The organism is Flavobacterium sp. FlaQc-57 (assembly GCF_044007395.1).
Taxonomy (GTDB): domain Bacteria; phylum Bacteroidota; class Bacteroidia; order Flavobacteriales; family Flavobacteriaceae; genus Flavobacterium.
The window spans coordinates 162177-184907 of record NZ_JBIPDA010000001.1 but is presented as its reverse complement, the minus strand read 5'-3'; the positions used below and the strand labels follow the sequence as shown (position 1 = coordinate 184907).

Sequence of the window (22731 nt, the reverse complement as noted above, 5' to 3'; positions counted from 1 at the left end):
AGAAAAAAGTTTCAAGTTTTAAGTTTCATGTTTCAGGTTCAACAACTTGGAACATGAAACCTGAAGCAAAAAAAACGATAAAAAAACATGGAAGATAAAACATTTACCATATCGGTATATTCAGAAAATAATGTGGGTTTGTTAAATAGAATATCAGGAATATTCTTAAAGCGTCACATTAATATATTAAGTCTAAACGTTTCAGAATCAGAAATAGAGAATGTTTCAAGGTTTATCATTGTAGTGAATACAACAGAGAAATGGGTTCAGAATATTGTTGGACAAATTGAAAAACAAATTGAAGTTATAAAAGCTTTTTATCACACAGACGAAGAGACTATTTATCTTGAAAATGCATTATTCAAAATCGCTTCAAGTTTGTTGTTTGATGAAAAACAAATACAAAATATCATAAAAGAAAGTCAATCGACAATTGTAACAGTTTCTCGTGATTTCTTTGTGATTTCAAAATCAGGAAGACGTTCAGAAATTGAAGAATTATACGAAAAATTCAAACCTTACGGAATTATGCAATTTGTACGTTCAGGCAGAATATCAGTTTCTAAAGAAAAAATGGAAATTTCGACATTATTAGAAACATTCAAATAAATAATCTTAGTTACATATTAATCAAATATTAAATTACAACATTCATTAAATATTAAAAACAAAATGGCAAATTATTTCAATACATTACCACTTAGATTACAATTAGAACAATTAGGAGTTTGCGAATTTATGGAGCAATCAGAATTTGCTGACGGGATTGCTGCACTTGCAGGAAAAAAAGTTGTCATTGTAGGTTGTGGTGCACAAGGTTTGAATCAAGGTTTAAACATGAGAGACTCAGGTTTAGATATTTCATATGCATTACGTGCAGATGCAATTGCTGAAAAGAGAGCTTCTTATAAAAATGCTACTGAAAACGGTTTTAAAGTAGGTACTTATGAAGAATTAATTCCAACTGCTGACTTAGTTTGTAACTTAACTCCGGATAAGCAACATACTGCTGTAGTTACTGCCATTATGCCATTAATGAAAAACGGATCAACTTTAGCTTATTCTCACGGATTTAATATTGTTGAAGAAGGAATGCAAATTCGTAAAGACATCACGGTAATTATGTGTGCTCCAAAATGTCCTGGTTCTGAGGTTCGCGAAGAATACAAAAGAGGATTTGGTGTACCAACTTTAATTGCAGTTCACCCGGAAAATGATCCAAATGGTTTTGGTTTAGACCAAGCAAAAGCTTATGCAGTTGCAACAGGAGGACATAAAGCGGGAGTTTTAAAATCATCTTTCGTAGCTGAAGTAAAATCAGATTTAATGGGTGAGCAAACTATCCTTTGCGGATTGTTACAAACCGGATCTATTTTATGTTTCGATAAAATGGTTGAAAAAGGAATCGATGCTGCATATGCTTCAAAATTAATTCAATACGGATGGGAAACTATCACTGAAGCTTTGAAACATGGTGGTATTACAAATATGATGGATCGTCTTTCTAATCCTGCAAAAATCGAAGCTTATGAAATTGCAGATGAGTTAAAAGATATTATGCGTCCATTATTTCAAAAACACCAAGATGATATCATGTCTGGAGAATTTTCTAGAAATATGATGATTGACTGGGCTAATGACGATGTAAATTTATTGACTTGGAGAGCTGCAACAGGAGAAACTAACTTCGAAAAAACAGCTCCACAAGATGCTCCAATCTCAGAACAAGAATATTTTGATAATGGAGTTTTAATGATTGCAATGGTAAAAGCTGGTGTTGAATTGGCTTTTGAAACTATGACAGAAGCTGGAATTATTGAAGAATCAGCTTATTATGAGTCATTACACGAATTACCTTTGATTGCAAACACAATTGCAAGAAAGAAATTGTTTGAAATGAATCGCGTTATTTCGGATACAGCAGAATACGGTTGTTATTTATTTGACCATGCTTGTAAACCGTTATTGACTGATTATATGAAAACTGTTGAAACGAATATAATAGGAAAACCATTCTCAACTTCAAACGGAGTAGATAATGCTGTATTAATCGCAGTGAACAAAGAAATTCGTCAACATCCTATTGAAGAAGTAGGAGCATGGTTGAGAGAATCTATGACTGCAATGAAAAAAATTGGATAACAAATTGGGAATTACCACAGATTTGAATGTGGGGTCTGCGCTGTATCACTGTTTTATATAATATTTTGAATTAGTAAGCACTTATTAAAAAAAAATGGATATAGATGCATATTGCATTCACTTAACTTCTGTTATTAAGTAAGTTAAGTGAAGCTGATCCCTAATGAAGGGAGTGTATTTAGTGATGAATATACTTGTTGAAGTTTCGTTTTAATTAATAAAGATGCTGCTATTTTCAAAATAGGATAAACGCACTGCAATGCAGAATTGCAAAATTAATTGTTATTGAAATTGTTATAATTAAAAAGGCATGATATTTATTTATCATGCCTTTTTTGCGCTGTGCTTTTTTACTTCAAAAAGTAAAATTTTATATTTTATGTATAAAAAGACAATATTTTTTTTAATATGTGTTTTTTTTTGCTAAAATTTATGAATTAAATAATTTTAAGAATACGCTGATATTTAATACATTTATAAAAAAATTCCAAAAACATATGAGTTATTATAAAATTGAAAATTTAGAACAATATTTTAAACATTACAATAAGTCAATAAGGGAACCAAGGAAGTTTTGGGGAAAAATAGCTGAGGAAAATTTTACCTGGTACCAACAATGGGAAAAAGTAGTTGATTTTAATATGGCTGATGCCGAAGTAAAATGGTTTACTGAAGCAAAAGTTAATATTACAAAAAATTGTATCGATAGACATTTAAGCAAAAGAGGAGAAAAAACTGCAATTATTTTTGAACCAAATGATCCTTCTGAAGAAGCTTTACATATAACATATAACGAATTATACGAGAGAGTTTCAAAAATGGCAAATGTCTTACGTGACCAAGGTGTCCGTAAAGGAGATAGAGTTTGTATTTATTTGCCAATGATTCCTGAATTAGCAGTTGCTGTATTGGCTTGTGCAAGAATAGGAGCAATTCACTCTGTTATTTTTGCTGGTTTCTCTGCTTCAGCAGTTTCTGCGAGAATTAATGACTGTGAGTGTAAAATGGTTATTACTTCAGATGGAGGTTACAGAGGGAACAAAACTATTGATCTTAAGGGAATTGTAGATGAAGCGTTAGATACTTGTCCATCAGTTTCTAAAGTTTTAGTTGTAAAAAGGACTAAGACTGAAATTAAAATGAAAGAAGGACGTGACGAATGGTTACAGCCTTTATTAGATGTAGCATTAGATAATAGTGTTGCTGAAATTATGGATGCTGAAGATCTGTTGTTTATTTTATACACTTCAGGATCAACAGGTAAGCCAAAAGGAATGGTGCATACTACTGCAGGATACATGGTTTATACAGCGTATACTTTTAAAAATGTTTTCAGTCACGAAGAAAATGATATTTTTTGGTGTACTGCAGATATTGGTTGGATTACTGGTCACTCTTATATATTATACGGTCCATTATTAAATGGAGGAACAACTGTAATTTTTGAAGGAGTTCCGTCTTATCCGGATTTTAGCCGTTTTTGGGATATTATCGAAAAACATAAAATTACACAATTCTATACAGCACCAACAGCAATTCGTTCGTTAGCAAAAGAAAGTTTAGATTATATTCAAAAATATCCTCTAAAATCACTTAAAGTTATTGGATCAGTTGGAGAGCCAATCAACGAAGAAGCTTGGCACTGGTTTAATGACCACGTTGGAGATAAAAGATGTCCGGTTGTTGATACTTGGTGGCAAACAGAAACAGGTGGAATTATGATTTCGCCAATTGCTTTTGTAACCCCAACAAAACCAACATATGCAACTTTACCATTACCAGGAATTCAGCCTGTTTTGATGGATGAAAAACGTAACGAGATTGAAGGAAACCAAGTTGTTGGAAGTTTATGTATTAAATTTCCATGGCCAGGAATTGCCAGAACTATTTGGGGAGATCACCAACGTTACAAAGATACTTATTTCTCGGCTTTCCCTGGAAAATACTTTACAGGAGACGGAGCATTAAGAGATGAAGTAGGGTATTACAGAATCACGGGTAGAGTAGATGATGTTGTGATTGTTTCAGGTCATAATTTAGGAACAGCTCCTATTGAAGATGCAATCAACGAGCATCCTGCTGTTGCTGAATCTGCAATTGTTGGATTTCCACATGACATTAAAGGAAATGCTTTGTATGGTTTTGTAATCTTAAAGGAAACCGGAGAAGTTCGTGACAGAACTAACTTGACTAAAGAGATTAATCAATATATTTCAGATCATATTGGACCAATTGCTAAATTAGATAAAATTCAGTTTGTTTCTGGTTTACCAAAAACACGTTCAGGAAAAATTATGCGTAGAATTTTACGCAAAATAGCCGAAGGAGATTTTTCTAATTTTGGAGATACTTCAACATTATTAAATCCGGAAATTGTAGAAGAAATTATGAAAGAAAGAATTTAATAACTCGAATTTTATAGATAATAAAAAAGCCTCTTAATTTTAAGAGGCTTTTTTTATATTTAAATTTGAAATTATTCTTTTGACTATTTAATTCCCAATCGAGATTTTAATTTTAAAAACAAAAGAGCAATTTTATAAGCATCTTCAGAAGAAGAGTTTCTGTCGCTTTTTGGGATTTTGTAAATCTCGCTTAAATCGTCGAGAGAGAATTGTTTGTCATTAATGTCCATTAATTTTCGGTACATCATATCAACATCCAGAGCTTCATTTTTAAGTCTTCCGCAATCCAAACGTTCCAAAGCTGCGTTTAGCATTTCAATGTCAAAATTAATATGATGACCAACCAAAATTGAATTTCCAATAAAATTTATTAAAGCTTCTATTGCATCTGGTTCAGGCATTTTGAGCATTTTGCTTTCAATAATAAATTCATTCGAAAGTCCGTTGTCCTGCAAAAATTTGTACTGTAATAAAACTGCTTCAAAGCTATCTTTTATAGAAATACTATCGTCAACCACAGAAAAAGCTCCCAAAGACAAAATAACATCTTTATTCGGGTTTAATCCTGAAGTCTCAGTAGACAAAACTACAAATCTGTTAGGTTTGGTTTCGAATTTATTTAAGTATTCCTTCCAGAAATCCGGATACTCTTTATTGATATTTTTAATCCAGTCTAGCATATTTATGAGAATTGTGTAAGTTGAAATTTACTCTTAATTAATTCCTCAAGGTCTTTCATTGGGGTTAAGGCATTTTTTAACTTCTCTTTATCCGTTTTAGACATTTCTCTTAAATTGATATATTGTCCGGAATCATCATTTTTTAATCCTTCAACGGTTCTAAATTTTGACAGGGTTAAAAAAGCTTCGGCACAACTTAAATATATCTCTGCATTTTTAGAATCTGTAATAGCTAATTGTTTGAATCTCAAATAAGTATTTTTGATTCCTTTTATATTGGCATTTAAAATTAATAAACGTGCAGAGTCAATTAATGGCATTAATGCACGTGTTTTTATATCAAATTTTGTTTTATGCGGGCCTTCTTCTTCAATAATAAATTTCTTAAAGAAGCTTAAAGGTGAATTTCTTTTTAAAGCATCATTTCCTAAGAAATCAAAGAATAAGGTATTGTTTACTGCATTTTTAAAAATGACATTTTCAATAACTTCTTCAATCTTTGGTTCACCAAAAACAATCTCATAATCAAAGAAAATACTACTTAAATCATTGCTGTTTTCACCTGGAGTATTCATCCAGCTATTGTATTGTTTTGTCCAGTCTGTCAATGATTTACACCATAACATATTGCTTCCCATATGTCCGTTTGGACAAAATTCATAACCTACCTTTTCAAGTATAGAAGTGGTTCTTTTTGCCAATCTTAAAAAGTAGTCTTTTACCTCTCTGTATTTATCAGGTGCAACATCTTCAAAAATTAAGATACTATCCTGATCCGTCAATAGAAGCTGCTCTTTTCTACCTTGACTTCCAATGCTTAACCACGCAAATCGGGCAGGAGGTGAGCCTAAGTCTAGAATAGATAATTCTACAGCACGTTTAATAATTGCTAAGTTGATTTCGCTTGCAATATTGCTGATATGAGAAATTGGAATATTTTTCTGAATCGAATTTTGAATTAAATCAGACAGACGATCACGAATTTGTTTTAAATCTTTTGGTAATTGAGAACGTTTAATTTCTTTAATCAAAACACCGGGATTACTTGCTTGAGCAACAATTAAATCGTGCTCAGATATAATTCCTTTAACAGCAGATTTACTTGTGCCATCTTTAGTAACACATAAATGCGTAACATTATTTTTTAACATCAACAATTGCGCTTCTGCAAGAGATACATTTTCAATAACAGTAACAACCGGTGACGACATGATTTTGTCAATTGTTTCAGTAATAGGGTAGCGTCCCGTTGCAATTTTTGAAGATAAATCGGCATTTGTAACAATTCCAATTGGATTGTTTTTTTCGCAAATCACGACATTATCAACCATAGAATCTGTCATCAAAATAGCAACATCTTTTATGATACTGTTTGATTCTGTTGTTAATGGCGAATTGTTGTACGCAAGCGACTGTATGTATTGCATTTCTGATTGCTGATCTACATAAAAAGCAGTGTCAGAAATTAATTTTCCGTTAGAATTTATATTATCTTTTGTATGTCTTGAATTAATTGCAAAGCTCTCTAACAAAAAGTTAAGTACGTCAGAATTATTAGCGACAAAAGGCCTGAAAACGGCAATTGGAATAGCATAAATAATACTTTCTTCACGCGCTTTAGCCGTCATCATGTAATTGTTTTTAGCAAAAAACGGACGTAAGCCAAAAATATCACCTTCATGACATTTATTTATAATAGTTTCTTCAGCATCTGCAATTGTGGTCAAGTTTATGATACCAGAAGCTACTACATAAAAACTATCATGTAGCAAATCGTTATTTTGAAACAATACAGCATGTTTCTCTAAATTGATAACACGAATGTTTGTAGCAATATCAGATAATTCCTGAAAAGTTAAATTATCAAATGGCGGGTATTCTTTTAAAAAATCTGCAATATGCTCAGCAATTGTATTCATATGTTTGATAATTTTTTTAAAGTATCGAATGTAAAAATAATAAAATAAAGTCTTACAATGAAAGCATCTGCGCGAGAATATAATTATTTTAAATAAATGTTAAGATTAACTGATTTAGAGGCTTTAAAATGATTTATTAGTGTTTAAAATCGCAATTGTCTCGTGATTTTTAAATTTCGTCTTACAAATAAAAGAATAAATGTTTGGTAAATGGTTCATTTGTAATAGGTTTGAAATGAGTCTTATTTTAAAACGCCAAAAATTGAACGATAAGAGATCCTAGGTTAAGGGAAGTTTCTAAATATTCTATTTTACATAATATAAATTATAGTTCATTTGTCATGTAACTTATTAACAAATAAACCATGGCTTTAAAACGCTCCTCATTAGAAAATTATGTCTTATTACTTGTTCATGTAGACTCAATGCGATTAACAAAATTTAATGCAAAAACCTTTTTGAAAAAAATCCGTCCATTTTGTAAAACTGAACATCTTGCACATAAAATATTGCATATACGTGTTCGAGGTTCGAAAGTAGGAATTTCCATTCACATAGAAAAGGATTGTTTTATAATTCGTCAAAATCAGGCTTTGCATGAATTTATCTTTTATTGCGATTCCTGTAAAACTCTCCTTAGAAAGTTATTGAAACATAATCTTTTAACTCCTTAATATATGTCAACAATTTTACTTTTAATTCAAAAACGAGAAAATTTAATATTAGAATTAGCTGGATTAAATTACGATTTAAATGAGTATTCAAAAAATCCTGTAGAAACTGTCGATTTGATTGGTCTTAAACATCAGCATGATTTTACTATTAGAGAAATTACAAAAATTGGTCAGCAAATAAATGTTTTTTTTAATTCTCAAGTTTCAAATTATAAAAACAAATTTTTTGAAATCGAAAAGAAAATAACAGAAGCTGTTTCTAAAAAGGAATTTACAATTAACGACTTGCCTAAAAATCATTATTCGCTTTGGCAAAATTTAGAAAATTAATTTTTTGCTACTCCCCTTTCGATTTTTCAATTGTTGCCGTAGGGTATAACGGCAACTAACTCACTCAAACCTACTAAAAAATAATGATTTCATATAAAGAAAGGCATCAAGCCCAAACTAAATTCAAAAACAATAATTTAAAACCTACTCTTATAAATATAGATTACTTAATTATTAATCTCGAGGGTCAACCGTTCGGAGAATTTCCCGAACATTCAAAATTTCGTTTAAAACCATACGAATATGGAACTAAGATTTTTGAGATTAGAGCAGATTTATATTATGAAGATTTAAAAATTGGAATTTATACCGCAAGACCACGCTCTGCAATTATGAGTGAACAATTTGCTCAACTACAATTTGAAAACAACCTATTTTATACATTATCAAACGATGCCTTAAGAGGTGTTATAAATGCTTTCTGCGATGAAACCAACTACTTTTTTAAGTCTGTTAATAGACTTGATATATGCCTTGATAAGTCTGATATCAACAATTCTTATCGTAATTTATATAGTAATGTTGTTGCAGGTAACTACCTTATTTCGGGGCGTCCAAAAAATTTACAAAGCTATTTTGAAACCTACAAAGGAAAATCAATACTTAACGGCTTCCAAATTGGAAAAAGAACATCTGATAAAATAATACGATGCTATAACAAAACGCTCTCTTTGCAGCTTACAGAAAAGCCGTATATAAATGATTATTACGCTAATAATGGTTTGAAAAATGACAATGTTTGGCGTTTTGAATATCAGTTAAATTCAGCTTTTTTCAGAGGACTAAATGAATATTCTAAAGCAGACTCAAGTGTCAGTCAGGCAATGACTTGGGGTGTTTTTGATAAAGCAAATCTTTATGAGTTATTGAAGATAGCAAATAAAGGTTTTTTTGAACTTCGAGAGAATACTGGGAAAAGTCAAATCAATAAAGAAAAGCTTATTATTCTTTTTGATTTTGATTTTTTACAATCTCAAATAACAAAATTTAATCCTATAATCAAGCGTTTAAAAAAGGTTGTTCTTTCTTCAACAACAATAAAAAAGCGTCTTGCAAAATCTCTGTTTAGAGAATATTACGCAAACAATCAAGATATATCTTATATCGTTGCTTTAAATCTTTTACTTGAAGATTTAGACATGATTACCGAAAAACCACTTATAAACTGGTTCAATAATAAATTGCATTTCTATCTGCATGAATTTAGAACAAAGGAAAAATTAGTAAATGATTTTGATTCTGAATTATTCCATGAACACCAACTTTTATTTTTATAAGCCATGAAAACACTGAATACAAGCCAAAAAGTAACTAAGACTGAATTAATGCATTTGCTTGGAGTAAGTTATAATACTGCTCTTAAAGAGTATCAGGTTATTATAGATAGCCTTGAATTAAAGCGGTCTTATTTGATGATTTCTGATTTAATTAAGTACGGTATTTTGTAGAATTATCTTAAAAATGATAGTCTAAAAATCATCAAAATTATTCAAAAAACATCAAAAATCATCAAAATTACTTAACCCTTTTTTGTAGTTGCAATAATCTTTGTGAAAGAAATTAAACAAATAAAATTTATAACAAATGAAAATTGCAACTATTACAGGCGTTAAAAAATCGCCAGAATTAACAGTAACAAAATCAATCGGTTCTTTGATTATTTCAAGTGATTTGGCTTTGTCGGATTTGAGCACTGAAAAAATCAGCGTCTACATTGAGCGCGGAAACGGTTCGAATGTCATTTTGGCAAACAAAGTTTTGCTTAAAGATTTCATTTTAGCGAGTACTTACGGTACTGAAAATACACAGTCAGATGAAGATAATGCTTTGATTGCTTTATGTGAAATATCTGAGGAGGGTTCTGTTTTTCTTGCTGAAAAAGAGAGTATTAAAATACTTTTAGAAGATTTGGTTGTGGCTAAACGTTACGATTTATACGGAATTGAAGAGCCTGTAGCGACAAACAACTTGTATTTTTTCGAACAAAAAACAGTTGCTTCTGAGGAGTTTAACAAAAAAATCGACGTACAAGGATTTGATTTGGCAATTATGACAGTTGATGATTCTGTGAGTGATTTATCTTATCAGTTCCAAAATGGACAAGTTGTTAAATATCTTCCATTTGAATTGCAAACGTTAAGTCGTGATATTGACCCAATTCAAGCGGTTCTTTCAGATGGAAAAGTGTTACAAGGTTTAACAGATAGACTAACATTGCCTTTAGTGGCTGTTGTTGGAATTGAGATTAATAAATCTCAAGGGGCGGTTATTAATTTCGTCGTAAGGGCGCTTAAATCTGTGTAATTATGGGATTTTTTAAAAAAATTGGGCAATCCATTAAAAAAAATGTCTCGTTTAAAAACTTGGTAAAAGTTGCTACTACTGCTGTTGGTTTTGTACCAGGCGTTGGAGGAATTGCTCAGCAAGTAATCGGAAAAGTTACTGATGCTGTGGAAGCTAAAAAACTTGCAAAAGAAGCGGAAGCACAAGGTAGACAAGCGGAAGCCGACTATTGGAATGCTCAAACAAAAGCTTTAGAACAAAGTTCAGCTAATACCGTTGGTGCTATCGCAAATGCGGGTTCTAACATGTTTGCTAAATCTGTTGCTACAGGAATCAATGACGGCTTAAGTGCAGGATTTGTTGAAGGAAGTGGTCAGGTTGGTGCTACTGTTGTAAGTTCAACAATAAAGGTTTGGTTTGAAAGAAATTGGAAAATTGTTATTGGTGCTGTCGCTGGTCTTATTGCATTGATTTGGTTTATAAGACGTGATCGCAATAACACAGGCAAAAGAGTTGCAAAAAAACGATAAGCCTAGAAATTACTATCGAATCTATCTCATAGTATTTCTGATAGATTCGGCAGTAATAATTTTAAAAAAGATGGCTGAAATCATACTATTAATCAAACACATTATAAAATAATGGCACAAGGTAAAAAGGGTTATAATTCAAACAATCAGAATAGTAACCAACAAAAAGTTAAGCATTCAGGTGCAAAAAATACTACTTACACCCCTTCTTCGGGTCCAAATAAAGGTGTTGAACAGCATTTGACAACAGGTTGGAGATTATCTAATGGAGAATTGATTGCGATAAAATGTGTAACAACCTCAAAATCTAATCTTTCCGAAAAGGGTTGGTTTGGTTCGGTAGCATGCACATTTACTAACACCAAAACAGGTGTTCAATCATTTCATTGGGGAACAATGCAGAAAAACGGCGGTAAAGTTGTGATAGACGGAATGGCGTTTGTTATTAATCCACGTGCGAAAAACGGTGGTTATGCAGGCACATTTATACGCTCGAACTAATGTTTAAGGTATTATTAAAATTTCTCCCTCTGATACTTCATGAGGGGGTTGATTTACTCAAAGAGTATTTAGAAAAAAGAAAACAACTTAAAGGGACTAAAAGATGAAAAGTTTAAAAACAATTTTATCCGTAATAGGAATTATAGTAAAATATGGTGCAGTTGTTACTGCAATTTTGAAAGGTATTCAAGTTGTATCTGATGAATTAGAAAAGCTTGATTTAGGTAAAGAAGACGCAAAAGCTTCTACTCGTCCTCTTCAATTACAGGATGAATCTTTAATTAACGAAGCGCATGAGTAGTTTTTTAGGTCAAAAAGATAAAACGAGAGGTATTCGTAATAATAATCCGGGCAATCTAAGATTTGTAGCTTCTAATAATTGGGTTGGTAAAATTCCTTTTGTTGATAACACAGATTCCGGTAAGGCATTTGAACAGTTTACCGAAATCAAATTTGGTATTCGTGCAATGTTGCGTGTAGTTGTTAATAATATTGACAAAGGGAACGATACAATTACTAAGATAATTTCTCGATATGCTCCGCCATCCGAAAATGATACGAAAGCGTATATAAGTGCTGTTTCTAAGGCTTGTGGTTTGCAACCCGACGAAAAGATAAAAAACGTTGATGCTGTTTTCTTGATAACTATTGCTAGAGCAATAATTAAAAATGAAGTTGGTAAAGAAGCTTCTTATGTTTTGGATTCGGATATACAAGATGCGATTGATATTATCGGAACTTTCAATCTTAATAACGTTACGGTAACGGCAAAAAAGAAATTTAAATTCAATTACTTAATTATTCCTGTACTACTTTTTTGCTATACTGTTTACAGCGTTACAGTCTAAACAAACGCTCAAAAAGATAAAAATTATTAATTCAAAAATTTAAACAAGATGTTAGATAAAATCAAACTTTTTTACGCAAACAATAAGACTATTGCAAATGTTGTATTAGTTGCTTTAGCAGGGTTTTTAGCTTATAAATTATTTAAGAAAAAATAAGCGATGGCTCAAAGAGAAATAACAAATAGAACAAAGAGCCAAGCCAATACAGTTTGGCTCTTTGACTTTCTGCAACAATATTGGATTCTCATTACAGGTATAATTGTGTTTTATCCATTGTTAAAAAAATGGTATGATAAGTTTACTCAAGATGCAGAGGAAAAAGAACTTGAAAATGCGGAAAAGGATTTAAAAATTGCAGTTTCTAACCCAGTTACTAAAGAGATTGAATTGAACAAAATTACACCTCGTAAAGATGTTCATGCTATTGCAGAATCTTTAGCAGTTTGGTTAGGTACAAATAAGCAAACAAAAGACGCTCCTTGGTACACTTGGTTAACCGAACCTTTTTCAAATTTTGAAAATGAAAAAGAAACAATAAACGAGTTGCTCAAAGTAAAAAATCCTGCAACAGTACCTTATGTCATAGGTTGTTATTACGTTATTACAAGACGTGATTTAAAAGCAGATTTAAAGAAATATTTATCAACCTCGGACTTGAAAAAAGCCCCACTATTTAATTAATATGATTGCATTTATTCAATATTTTGATGATAATTTTAGTTTAAAAACTAAAGAGGTATTTGAATCTATTTTTGATGGTAGACGTTGTTATACTGTTAATGGTATTAATACTAATTTTTTTCCTACTGCGCTTTATGTGGATGGTTCAAGAATAACAGGTGTAACCATTTTAGAAAATCCTAATTTAGATGTTATAGGTTTTATGAACGATTTATCTACTAATGATACTTCTGTAATTCCTTTAAACGCATTTTACAATTCTTATGATACTGTTGTTTTTGTTCATGCATCAATTTTGACAATTCCTTATGTATCTCCTGCAAGTGATTCTAAAACAAAAGAGTATAAAGCCATTGTTTACTATGGTTCTTCTTCCTCTGGATTAGCTGTTAAGGTTTTGAAAAATACATTAATTGGTGATGTTTCTTGGGAGAATCTTTTTGGAGATAGAATGATAGGTACTCTATATGGTGGTTTTGGCTCTGATGATGGTACAGGAATGATGAACTCAGACGTTTATGTACAGAAAATTCATAATGATGATTTACCAAATTATAGAGCAGGTATTTCTAATTCTGACAGTGTTTGTGTTTTTTACGACTCCAATTCATCTGACTTTAGGATGTATGTACATATATCGGTTTACGATAATGGCAAATAATACTCCAACTCCTTACAGTTGCACTATATTTAATAAAGATAAAAGTGTGCCACCTATAAAAATAGAGTTTTGTAAATCTATATTTTACTTACATAACTGGTGTAAAAATGTTGGATTTCACTATCACTACATTAATATTTACAATAGAAAAACGGGTAATTATATTTCTAGACAATATCATAATGATTATATAATAGATAAGCCTTTGTATTAGTTTACAAAGGCTTATTTTTTAACTAATATCTATATTTTTTATACATTTTAAGTTATTGAAAAATTTAACTTGTTCTTTCTCGCTTATTATGAAGTCTTCATTTCCATCAAGAAATATTCTTATTTTTTCAATCGGTTCTTTTTGTAATAAATCTATATAATCATCAATTTTTATACTTATCATAGAGATTCCACAGTCAATATCAGTGTAAGCGTTTGATATTTTTATCTTCTCTCCATTTTTAAATTGTATATGAACATAAGATTCTTTCGTGCGACAACCTTTACTATTTCCCCATAACATTAATTCAATTTGTTGTTTGTTGTTTTTTTTGTCAACAGTCTTACTGATGATGTATGAAAGTCCATCTTTTGAAAGTGCATTATCAGTAAATGATGTGTTATAATGCCAAATTTCATCAAAATCATCATATTTATATTCTGTATTGCATTTATGATTTATCTTGCATTGACCTTTTGTTAATTTTTTGTATCCATCTAATTGAGAGTAACAATTAAGTCCTGTAAGTAAAATAATCAATGTTAGTAATTTTGTTCTCATTTTTTTTAATGATTGGTTAGTTTTTTTTTATCCTGTAAGAATTTTTAAATATAATTATTTATTCTTTTATAGCAATTGACAAAGTGAAATTAAAATTATTGGCATTATATTTGGAAATCTTTAATAGATTTAAACTCACAAAATTAACTATATGAAAAAAATTACTTTATTACTTACTATAATGTTTTCTTCCGCTGTTTATTGTCAGGACACTGATGTTAAAATATATCTTGAGAAAACAGAAGTTGTTTCTTTTGATCAATATGATTTTATTAAAAAAGTAAATCAGTTCTATCCAGATATACTTGTTAGTAGGCAGGTTACAAATAATATAATCAATAATTTAAAGGTTCAGGAAATATTAACTACTGATTTTCTATATCAAACTCCAAAAGATTGCGATGCTTACAGAGTGTCTATAAGTAAATCAAATACTGCTTTAGATTATTTTTATAAATTAAAAGATGGGACTATGGTTAGTGGAGATGTTCGATTGTTTGCGGGTTCTGTTGTTCGAACCTTGTATAAGCTAAAAGATAAAACTAGAGTTATTCAATATTATGTCGATGGAAAATTATTGAATGAAATAAAATAAGCCTAAATCGAACCAATAAATAAGCCCCAATAAAACGGGGTTTTTTTATGTTCAAAATTTTTATATATTAGATTTTCTCAAAAAAGGACTAAATACCCACTGTTAATAAAGTTGTTAACATCTTCTTGGACATTCTGTAATTCATACTATAAATTATAGGTCAAAATATGTACATATTGAAAACTCCTTTTCATATGAGTTTATCCGTGTTTATACTATTCGTAAAGTTTTGTTAGAAATGTTTCTTTCGGAACTAAATCAGACCCTCCGCGTTTAGTGAATTGTAAAGTAGATTCGTTTGCGTAAAGAACAGCGTTTGTGCTAAGATTATTTTTTGTTTTTAAGGTGATATATGCTTTTTCTCCTAAAGTTGATGCATATCCAGTAACCTCCATAACATCAGTGCTTAATTCAGTGTTTTTGCTTATAACTTCTGCGGTACCAATAATTTTACCATTTGACTGAGCTATTGAAATGGTTAAAATGTATTCTTTACTGCAATTTTTACAATTTTCAGTACTCCAGGTTCCGGTAAACTTATTTATTTGTGAATGCGCTGAAAAAGAAATTAACAGTAATAATAGAATATATTTTTTCATTTAATAGTATGTAAAACTTAGGTTTTGTAAATAAGCTTCAAATATAAAGCAAAAAAGCATTCGCCACAGCGAATGCTTTTTATTTAGTGCAATATTATTTAAGTTTTTTGAGGTAAACAGATTTGCCGTTTAGAGAAACATTTATTTCATTGTTTTTTTCTGAAAAAGTTGTTCTTAAGGCATTTCCTTTGAAAAGTGTTACATCTCCGTAAACTTTTCCGGTTTCATCTGAAACATATTCGAATAATAATTTCTTATTATCTGGCTCAAGTCCAATTTTGTAACTTGAGAATTTTGAATTTGCCAAATCAAATTCCTGATGCGTGTCAATAATGTTTCCGTCAGCGTAAAAGTTTGTAACCGTTTTGTTTAAAGTAATGTCGGGATAATATTTATTCACTTTTTCGAGCAGTGCATACTGTTCCGGACTTGCATCTTCTTTTTTAGACGTGATCGTTTGTGCAAATGAAATTGTTGTAAAAATAAAGGCTAATAATAACATGTACTTTCTCATAATTCTTTGATTTTTAGATTAATATTTTTAAATGCTTTTAAAAACTAAATACTGCGTAATGCTATCGAAACTTCATTAAGATGGTTTTAATTATTTAACAAGGTATGAAATCTTTACCTTTGCAAAAAATTAAAAGCAATTTTTTAAGAAAATGACAACAAAAAAATACATTCAACTTATACTTATTTTAGGTTCTTTAACTGCACTTGGTCCTTTTTCAATTGATATGTACTTACCTGGTTTTTCAGGTATTGCCAAAGATTTGCATACTACAGTGGCTAAAGTTTCGATGAGTTTATCCAGCTATTTTATCGGGATTTCGGCAGGACAATTACTATATGGGCCTTTATTAGACCGTTTTGGACGTAAAAAACCTTTATTTATTGGATTAATGGTTTACATTCTGGCATCTTTAGGCTGTATTTATGTAACCAATATCGATTCGTTTATACTTTTACGCTTTGTTCAGGCTATTGGTAGTTGCGCTGCTACAGTAGCTTCAGTAGCAATGGTTCGAGATTTATTTCCTGTAAAAGACATTCCAAAAGTGTTTTCATTATTAATGCTTGTAGTAGGACTTTCGCCAATGTTAGCGCCAACTGTTGGTGGTTATGTAACTGAAGATTACGGCTGGCATACAGTCTTTTTTATTTTAATGTGTATGGGAATTATTATTCTAATTGCTTCACAAATTGGTTTACCAAACACTTATAAACCTGATACATCAATATCATTAAAACCAAAGCCAATTATTACTAACTTCTTAAAAGTACTTAAAGAACCTCAATTTTATACCTATGCATTTACTGGAGCTATAGCTTTTTCTGGATTATTTTCGTACGTAGCGGCCTCTCCTATCGTTTTTATGGATATTTATCATGTAGACGCAAAAACTTACGGTTGGATATTTGCTTTTATGTCTGTGAGTTTTATTGGTTCAAGTCAATTGAATTCAGCTTTATTGAAAAAGTATTCTAGTGAGCAAATGATTTTTGGAGCCTTGATTTCGCAATCTGTAATCAGTATTATTTTTCTAATATTAGCGTTAAATGACCTTTTAGGATTATATGAAACGATTGGAATGTTATTTTTATTTCTAGCTTGCCTAGGAATTTCAAATCCTAATACGGCCGGATTAACACTAGCACCATTTGCTAAGAATACTGGAAGCGCATCTGCGTTAATGGGTGCAATTCAGCTTGGTTTGGGTGCTTTGGCTTCTTTTGCTGTTGGAGTTTTTGTAAAAGAGTCTGTTGCGCCAATGGTTGCTATTATGACTACAACAACTATTATTGCCTTTATTGTTTTAAATATTGGAAAACGTTTTATCAAACAAAAAATCGAATTGTCTGCGGATGATGATATTATGATTGGACACTAAGAGTTACAATTTTCAATTTTCTCATAAATATTGTCACACGAAATTCCTCATAGTGATAATCTTTGTTGAGTTACTAGTGTGATTTCTATTTCCTCGAAATGACAAATAATAATATAAAAAAAGCCAGAACTTAAAAATTCTGGCTTTTTTTATTGAAATTTTAAAAATCGGATAAAAATTTATTTATCTTCTAAAGATCTTTTTTCAGGTCTGATAATCATTCTAAGAGATTGATCTCTTGCGAAATAAGCAACCATCCAGTTCCAAAACGTATTTAATCGATTTCTGTAGGTTATCAAAGAGATTAAGTGAATAAACAACCAAATGATCCATGCAAAAAATCCTTTAAAATGCCATTTTGGACTTGGTAAATCGACCACAGCTTTATTTTTTCCAATAATTGCCATTGAACCTTTGTCATTGTAGGCAAATGCTTTTAAAGGTTTATTTTGAGTCATGGCTTTAAAGTTTTTAGCCAAATTTAATCCCTGTTGAATCGCAACTTGTGCCACTTGCGGATGTCCATCAGGGAAATTTTTATCTCCGGCTAAAATGGCAGTATCACCAATTGCATAAATGTTTTCAAGACCATTTACTTTATTGTATTGATCTGTAGCCATACGTTTTCCTCGTCCGTAACTCTCAGTTGGAATTCCCTCAAATATCTTGGCAGAAACTCCGGCAGCCCAAATTAAATTTTTAGTTTTAATGGTTTCTCCGTTAGCAAAATATACGGTATCGTCGACATAATCAGTAACGCGGGTATGCAGTTTAACGACAACTCCTAATTTTGTTAGTGCTTCTAAAGTATCCTCTTGTGAGGCTTTGCTCATAGGCGAGAGTAGTGCATCTCCCCCATCGACCAAATAAACATTACTGGCAGATGTTTCTAATTCAGGATATTCTTTAAGGAGAATGTTTTTTCGCATTTCAGCAAACATTCCTGAAACCTCTACTCCTGTTGGTCCTCCACCAGCAACAACAATCGTTAATAATTTACGTCGTTTACGAATATCTTTAGTAATTGCGGCTTTTTCAAGGTTTTTAAGCAACGCATTACGCATTTCGATGGCATCATTTAGAGTTTTCATCGGAATAGCATTCTTCATTACGTTTTCCATGCCAAAGTAGCTTGTTTCAGCTCCGGTAGCAAAAACTAAATGATCGTATGTTAATTCGCCATTGTTAAGAATTATTTTATTCTCAGCCGGAACTACAGAAAGTAGTTCGCCTAAACGAAACTGAAGGTTTTTTTTGCCTGCAAAAAATTTTCTAAAAGGATAGCTAATACTCGAAGGTTCTAAAAATGCCGTAGCAACCTGATATATAAGTGGCGGAAAAAAATTATAATTATTTTTATCTACAAGTGTTACTTGTATTTGAGGGTGGTTTACAAGCTCTTTTGCGAGATTAATTCCTGCAAAACCACCTCCTATAATGACTATTTTCATATATGATGTCTATTAGGTAGGTTTTATAAAAAAATACCTCCTAAATGTACAACATAAATTTACAAATGCAGTCGCTTAAAATGTTACTTTTTGAATTTTTTAACAGGTTTTTCAACTACATCGATTTTGTTCTGAAGGACGTAATTGGCCATTAGTTTTTCAATTAATTCATCTTTAGTTAAATGATGAAAAACTGTTTTTACTTTCGTTTTTAAATCGGCAGAAATATCGTGATTTGGCTTTGTTTTAAAGATTTGTTTCGCCCATAAAAGCGTATTGTTTTCCTCTAAACTGATAACAGAAGGTTTTTGAAACTGAGTAAATTTAATACCTAATTCTTTTTCAAATTCCGGAATTTCATTTACTTCTTCCTCTTGTAAAACAGTTAAAGAGAGTCCCTTTGCTCCTGCTCTTGCAGTTCTTCCGCTACGGTGAACGTAAGCTTCATAAGTGTCTGGTAAATGATAATTTACTACATAAGAAATTTCTTTTACGTCAATTCCTCTTGCAGCCAAATCAGTTGCAACCAGAATATTGATATGTCCTTCGCGAAATTGCTCCATAATCCTGTCACGAATTCCTTGTGATAAACTACCGTGAAGTGCCCCTGATGAGAAACGATTTATAGCTAAGTTTTTGGCTAATTTATTAACTGCAGCTTTAGTTTTACAGAAAATAATACCGCGTTCTCCGTCTTTTGAATTTAAAAAGTGCATCAAAACATCTAGTTTTTCAATTGGGTCAACCACAATATATTCATGATCAATTCCTTGGTTACCAACAGTTTCCATGCTAGCGCTTACTTGAACTACATTTTTGTTTAAGTAATTCTGAACCAGTTGTTTAATTGTTCCTGGTAAAGTTGCCGAAAATAACAAAGTGCGGTGTTTTTTAGGAAGTTCCGCAACAATTTCGTCTAAGCTTTCTTTTAATATTGAAACCATTTCATCGGCTTCGTCTAAAACTAAATATTGTACTTGTTTTAAGTCAATTGCTTTACGTTGAATCAAATCGATTAAACGTCCCGGCGTTGCTACAACAATATGCGTAGGTTGCGTCAATCGTTCGATTTGTGGTTTTATTGGAATTCCACCACAAGTTGTTGCTATAGATATATTTGGAATATGTTTTCCAAAATCTTCTAGATTTTTAAAAATTTGTTGTCCAAGTTCTCTCGTTGGTACCAAAATTATGGCCTGAATTATTGGCGATTCAGTATCGATTAATTGCAATAATGGCAATCCGAAAGCAGCTGTTTTACCAGTTCCGGTTTTTGCTAAACCTACAACATCATGACTTTCAGATAAAAGTAATGGAATTGTTTTTTGTTGAATTTCTGTTGGTTCAACAATATTCAATTCGCTTAAAGCTTTTAAAATTGGTGCTGAAATTCCTAATGATGAGAATTGTTTAGACATCTTTTATTTTTTGTTATATTTTTTTTTGTTTCAAGCTTCAAGTTTCAGGTGGTCTTTTCGTTTCAGAAAACTTGAAACTTGAGACGTGAAACATTTTTAACTTTCCTATTCATCCGGTTCATTCATGATTTTTTCGCGGTATTTTTTACCAATCAATAAAACCAGTTTTAATTTATAATCATCAACAAGCCATTCACGGTAGTTTTTACTACATTGACTCAAACATTTTGCATAACGTTTAATACGGCAGTCAATATCGTCATCAAGTTCTTTTCCTAATGATTTTGCTTCTTGCAATGTTTCAGTATTGTCAACACACATTGCGGCGTGTTGCTCTAATGATTTGTCTAGTACTACTTTAGAACGTAAATTTTGTTTAATGATAAGTTTATGTTCTTCATCAACATCAAAAGTTACATCAGCCGTTTTACTGAATTTTGCACGCAATTCTGGTGGCATACTGTATTTGAAATATAACTCAATTTCAGTATCATCACGTAAATTCTCCAAATAAAATTCGGGTGATTTAAAGATATGCTGCCAGTTTACAGGCTCACTCCATAATCCAAAACGCGCTGCATTATTTCCTAAATCAATAACCGTAAACTCGTCTTTACCAGGTAATTTACGAGATCCACGACCAATCATTTGATAGTATAAAGTCAACGATTTTGTTGCTCTGTTTAAGATAATAGTTTCAACCGTTGGTTCATCAAAACCTGTTGTTAAGATTCCGACAGAAGTTAAAATCGCATCAGGAGTTTTTTTGAACCAAGCCAAAATATCTTTACGTTCTTCAGAACTACTTGTGTTGTCCAAGTGTCTAATGTCGTAACCTGCTTCTCTAAACGTTTCGTAAACGTACAATGAAGTATGAATACCGTTGTTGAAAATCAGGGTTTTTTTACCTAGAGAACGTTCTGTATATGCATGCAAAAGTTTTTCCTGCATGATGGTATTTGTATACAAATCGTCTGAAGATTTTACGGTGTAATCTCCGTTGATACCAACTTTTAGCGATGTTAATCCAACATCATAACTGTAAGTTGTTGCTCTTGCCAAGAAACCTTTGTCAATCAATGAACTAATAGTGTCTCCCACAATAAGTTCATCGTAACTTTGGTGCATTGGTAATTTTATATTCGAACTCAAAGGTGTTGCAGTTACTCCAAGAATAAAAGCATTTTTGAATGAGTTTAATAATTTTCTAAATGAATTATAATGTGCCTCATCAATAATAACTAAACCAATGTTATCTAAATGTAATTTTTCGTCATTTATACGGTTTTTTAAAGTTTCTACCATCGCAACAAAACAAGAAAATTCGTTTTGATCCGGTAATTCTTTTACTTTACTATTGATAATTTTGTTAGAAACGCCAAACCCTTTTAGCATTTTTGAGGTTTGCTTACAAAGTTCGATACGGTGTGTTAAAACCACCACTTTTTTATCATTATTGGCTAAATAACGACGAACGATTTCGGAAAAAATTACTGTTTTTCCACCACCAGTTGGTAATTGATACAATAAATGATGTTTCGAAGGAGCATTGTCTAAACGTTCAAAAATGGCATCAATATCGCCCTTTTGGTATGCATAAAGTTCTTTTTTCTCTTCTCTTTCTATTTCTAAAGTGTTTTGAGACATTGTTAATTTTTGGATTTTTGCAAAAATACACCTAAAAAACAGTTATTCATCTTATTTTAACCTAAAATAAATGATTTTTTTAAATAAGATTTTTTATGAGAAGTAATTTTATCAGTCGATTTTTTCTAAAATTGCCTCAAAATCATACTTGTTTTTCCATTTTTGTTGAATTGTTTCTTGTTGAATAGCTAAAATTCTTTCTTTGAAATTTGGCAAAATTCCGTTTGAAATCGAAAAATTAACGGCCTGCTCAAATGAATTCAACATGCTTTTGTAGAATAATTCCTGCTTAATTAAATTTTGTGATGAATATGTTTGCGCAATTTCGATATTGTAAAGCATAATATCGGCAATTACAAACGGATCGACACCTAATAAAATAAAATGTTTGATGTATTTCTGCGCAACAGATCGACGCAATTTGGCTTTTGGACGCCATTTGGCATTTGGTTTTTTTATCGGAAAGTATTCTTGGGAGATTTTAACCTTGCATTCCTGCAAAAGTTTATCTTCTTTCGGGTTAAAAACAAAATCGTAATACTTTTTTACAGGGCTAAACTTCTCGTACAACTCAATGATTTGTTCTTCGAGTTGTTCCTTATTTAATTCGCCTAAATATTTTTTTAAATCACGCTTACTCATTAATAAATGTTTAAGACTACAAAAGTAAATTACTTTCTTGATTCATACCGCAAAA

23 protein-coding genes are annotated in these 22731 nt (G+C 31.2%); 14 read left to right on the top strand and 9 right to left on the bottom strand.

Features of this window, described 5'->3' with window-relative positions:
- The first annotated feature begins 87 nt into the window (after window positions 1–87).
- The 3 genes from ilvN (at window position 88) to acs (ending at window position 4547) form a co-directional block, all read left to right on the top strand.
- Window positions 88–609, top strand: coding sequence for an acetolactate synthase small subunit (gene ilvN / locus ACHRVZ_RS00880; RefSeq protein WP_154782267.1), 522 nt, complete (start codon window positions 88–90; stop codon window positions 607–609).
- 63 nt (window positions 610–672) lie between these two features.
- Window positions 673–2142 (top strand): ketol-acid reductoisomerase, encoded by a 1470-nt coding sequence (ilvC, locus tag ACHRVZ_RS00875; protein WP_395420138.1) that lies wholly within the window; start codon window positions 673–675, stop codon window positions 2140–2142.
- 497 nt (window positions 2143–2639) lie between these two features.
- Window positions 2640–4547: an acetate--CoA ligase gene (gene acs, locus ACHRVZ_RS00870; protein ID WP_395420137.1), complete on the top strand. Its 1908-nt coding sequence runs from the start codon at window positions 2640–2642 to the stop codon at window positions 4545–4547.
- 83 nt (window positions 4548–4630) lie between these two features.
- Here acs and ACHRVZ_RS00865 read toward each other — a convergent pair whose 3' ends face one another.
- Together ACHRVZ_RS00865 and ACHRVZ_RS00860 are read right to left on the bottom strand one after the other, a co-directional pair.
- Entirely contained in the window at window positions 4631–5227 is a 597-nt protein-coding gene (locus ACHRVZ_RS00865) for a PolC-type DNA polymerase III (RefSeq protein WP_395420136.1), read from the bottom strand.
- Between the two features lie 2 nt (window positions 5228–5229).
- Window positions 5230–7146 (bottom strand): DUF294 nucleotidyltransferase-like domain-containing protein, encoded by a 1917-nt coding sequence (locus tag ACHRVZ_RS00860; protein ID WP_395420135.1) that lies wholly within the window; start codon window positions 7144–7146, stop codon window positions 5230–5232.
- Window positions 7147–7823: 677 nt separating this feature from the next.
- On the opposite strand from ACHRVZ_RS00860, the gene ACHRVZ_RS00855 reads away from it, so the two are divergent.
- The 9 genes from ACHRVZ_RS00855 to ACHRVZ_RS00815 all read left to right on the top strand — a co-directional run bounded on the left by ACHRVZ_RS00855 (window position 7824) and on the right by ACHRVZ_RS00815 (window position 13654).
- Window positions 7824–8150, top strand: a complete 327-nt coding sequence (locus ACHRVZ_RS00855) for a hypothetical protein (protein WP_395420134.1) — start codon at window positions 7824–7826, stop codon at window positions 8148–8150.
- An 83-nt stretch (window positions 8151–8233) separates the two neighbouring features.
- Window positions 8234–9427 (top strand): hypothetical protein, encoded by a 1194-nt coding sequence (locus ACHRVZ_RS00850; protein ID WP_395420132.1) that lies wholly within the window; start codon window positions 8234–8236, stop codon window positions 9425–9427.
- A gap of 307 nt (window positions 9428–9734) precedes the next feature.
- A complete protein-coding gene (locus ACHRVZ_RS00845) occupies window positions 9735–10454 on the top strand; it encodes a hypothetical protein (RefSeq protein WP_395420131.1) in 720 nt (239 codons plus the stop codon).
- 2 nt (window positions 10455–10456) lie between these two features.
- Complete coding sequence (locus ACHRVZ_RS00840) at window positions 10457–10963, top strand: hypothetical protein (RefSeq protein ID WP_395420130.1); 507 nt, start codon at window positions 10457–10459, stop codon at window positions 10961–10963.
- A 111-nt stretch (window positions 10964–11074) separates the two neighbouring features.
- Window positions 11075–11464 (top strand): hypothetical protein, encoded by a 390-nt coding sequence (locus ACHRVZ_RS00835; protein WP_395420129.1) that lies wholly within the window; start codon window positions 11075–11077, stop codon window positions 11462–11464.
- Window positions 11465–11567: 103 nt separating this feature from the next.
- Window positions 11568–11765: a hypothetical protein gene (locus ACHRVZ_RS00830; protein ID WP_395420128.1), complete on the top strand. Its 198-nt coding sequence runs from the start codon at window positions 11568–11570 to the stop codon at window positions 11763–11765.
- Complete coding sequence (locus ACHRVZ_RS00825; protein WP_395420126.1) at window positions 11758–12312, top strand: hypothetical protein; 555 nt, start codon at window positions 11758–11760, stop codon at window positions 12310–12312. The genes ACHRVZ_RS00830 and ACHRVZ_RS00825 overlap by 8 nt, the downstream gene beginning before the upstream one ends.
- 159 nt (window positions 12313–12471) lie before the next feature.
- Window positions 12472–12993 carry a hypothetical protein gene (locus tag ACHRVZ_RS00820; RefSeq protein ID WP_395420124.1) on the top strand — a complete coding sequence of 174 codons (522 nt, stop codon included), beginning with the start codon at window positions 12472–12474 and terminating at the stop codon, window positions 12991–12993.
- A gap of 1 nt (window position 12994) precedes the next feature.
- The gene (locus tag ACHRVZ_RS00815; RefSeq protein ID WP_395420123.1) at window positions 12995–13654 is read left to right on the top strand and encodes a hypothetical protein; all 660 of its coding nucleotides are present in this window, start codon (window positions 12995–12997) and stop codon (window positions 13652–13654) included.
- A 232-nt stretch (window positions 13655–13886) separates the two neighbouring features.
- On the opposite strand, the gene ACHRVZ_RS00810 is transcribed toward ACHRVZ_RS00815, so the two are convergent.
- On the bottom strand, window positions 13887–14429 hold the full coding sequence (locus tag ACHRVZ_RS00810; protein WP_395420121.1) for a hypothetical protein: 543 nt from the start codon (window positions 14427–14429) through the stop codon (window positions 13887–13889).
- Between the two features lie 151 nt (window positions 14430–14580).
- Here ACHRVZ_RS00810 and ACHRVZ_RS00805 point away from each other — a divergent pair, with 151 nt between their 5' ends.
- Entirely contained in the window at window positions 14581–15024 is a 444-nt protein-coding gene (locus ACHRVZ_RS00805; RefSeq protein WP_395420120.1) for a hypothetical protein, read from the top strand.
- Window positions 15025–15239: 215 nt separating this feature from the next.
- Here ACHRVZ_RS00805 and ACHRVZ_RS00800 read toward each other — a convergent pair whose 3' ends face one another.
- Together ACHRVZ_RS00800 and ACHRVZ_RS00795 are read right to left on the bottom strand one after the other, a co-directional pair.
- Window positions 15240–15623 (bottom strand): hypothetical protein, encoded by a 384-nt coding sequence (locus ACHRVZ_RS00800; protein ID WP_395420118.1) that lies wholly within the window; start codon window positions 15621–15623, stop codon window positions 15240–15242.
- A gap of 94 nt (window positions 15624–15717) precedes the next feature.
- Complete coding sequence (locus ACHRVZ_RS00795; RefSeq protein ID WP_395420117.1) at window positions 15718–16137, bottom strand: hypothetical protein; 420 nt, start codon at window positions 16135–16137, stop codon at window positions 15718–15720.
- Between the two features lie 151 nt (window positions 16138–16288).
- Here ACHRVZ_RS00795 and ACHRVZ_RS00790 point away from each other — a divergent pair, with 151 nt between their 5' ends.
- Complete coding sequence (locus ACHRVZ_RS00790; protein ID WP_395420116.1) at window positions 16289–17518, top strand: multidrug effflux MFS transporter; 1230 nt, start codon at window positions 16289–16291, stop codon at window positions 17516–17518.
- A gap of 179 nt (window positions 17519–17697) precedes the next feature.
- On the opposite strand, the gene ACHRVZ_RS00785 is transcribed toward ACHRVZ_RS00790, so the two are convergent.
- From ACHRVZ_RS00785 to ACHRVZ_RS00770, 4 genes are all read right to left on the bottom strand, one after another.
- Window positions 17698–18969 (bottom strand): NAD(P)/FAD-dependent oxidoreductase, encoded by a 1272-nt coding sequence (locus tag ACHRVZ_RS00785; RefSeq protein WP_395420114.1) that lies wholly within the window; start codon window positions 18967–18969, stop codon window positions 17698–17700.
- A gap of 83 nt (window positions 18970–19052) precedes the next feature.
- Window positions 19053–20387, bottom strand: a complete 1335-nt coding sequence (locus ACHRVZ_RS00780; protein WP_395420112.1) for a DEAD/DEAH box helicase — start codon at window positions 20385–20387, stop codon at window positions 19053–19055.
- A gap of 105 nt (window positions 20388–20492) precedes the next feature.
- Entirely contained in the window at window positions 20493–22034 is a 1542-nt protein-coding gene (locus ACHRVZ_RS00775; RefSeq protein ID WP_395420110.1) for a DEAD/DEAH box helicase, read from the bottom strand.
- 111 nt (window positions 22035–22145) lie between these two features.
- On the bottom strand, window positions 22146–22676 hold the full coding sequence (locus ACHRVZ_RS00770; RefSeq protein ID WP_395420108.1) for a DUF6155 family protein: 531 nt from the start codon (window positions 22674–22676) through the stop codon (window positions 22146–22148).
- Between the last annotated feature and the right edge of the window lie 55 nt (window positions 22677–22731).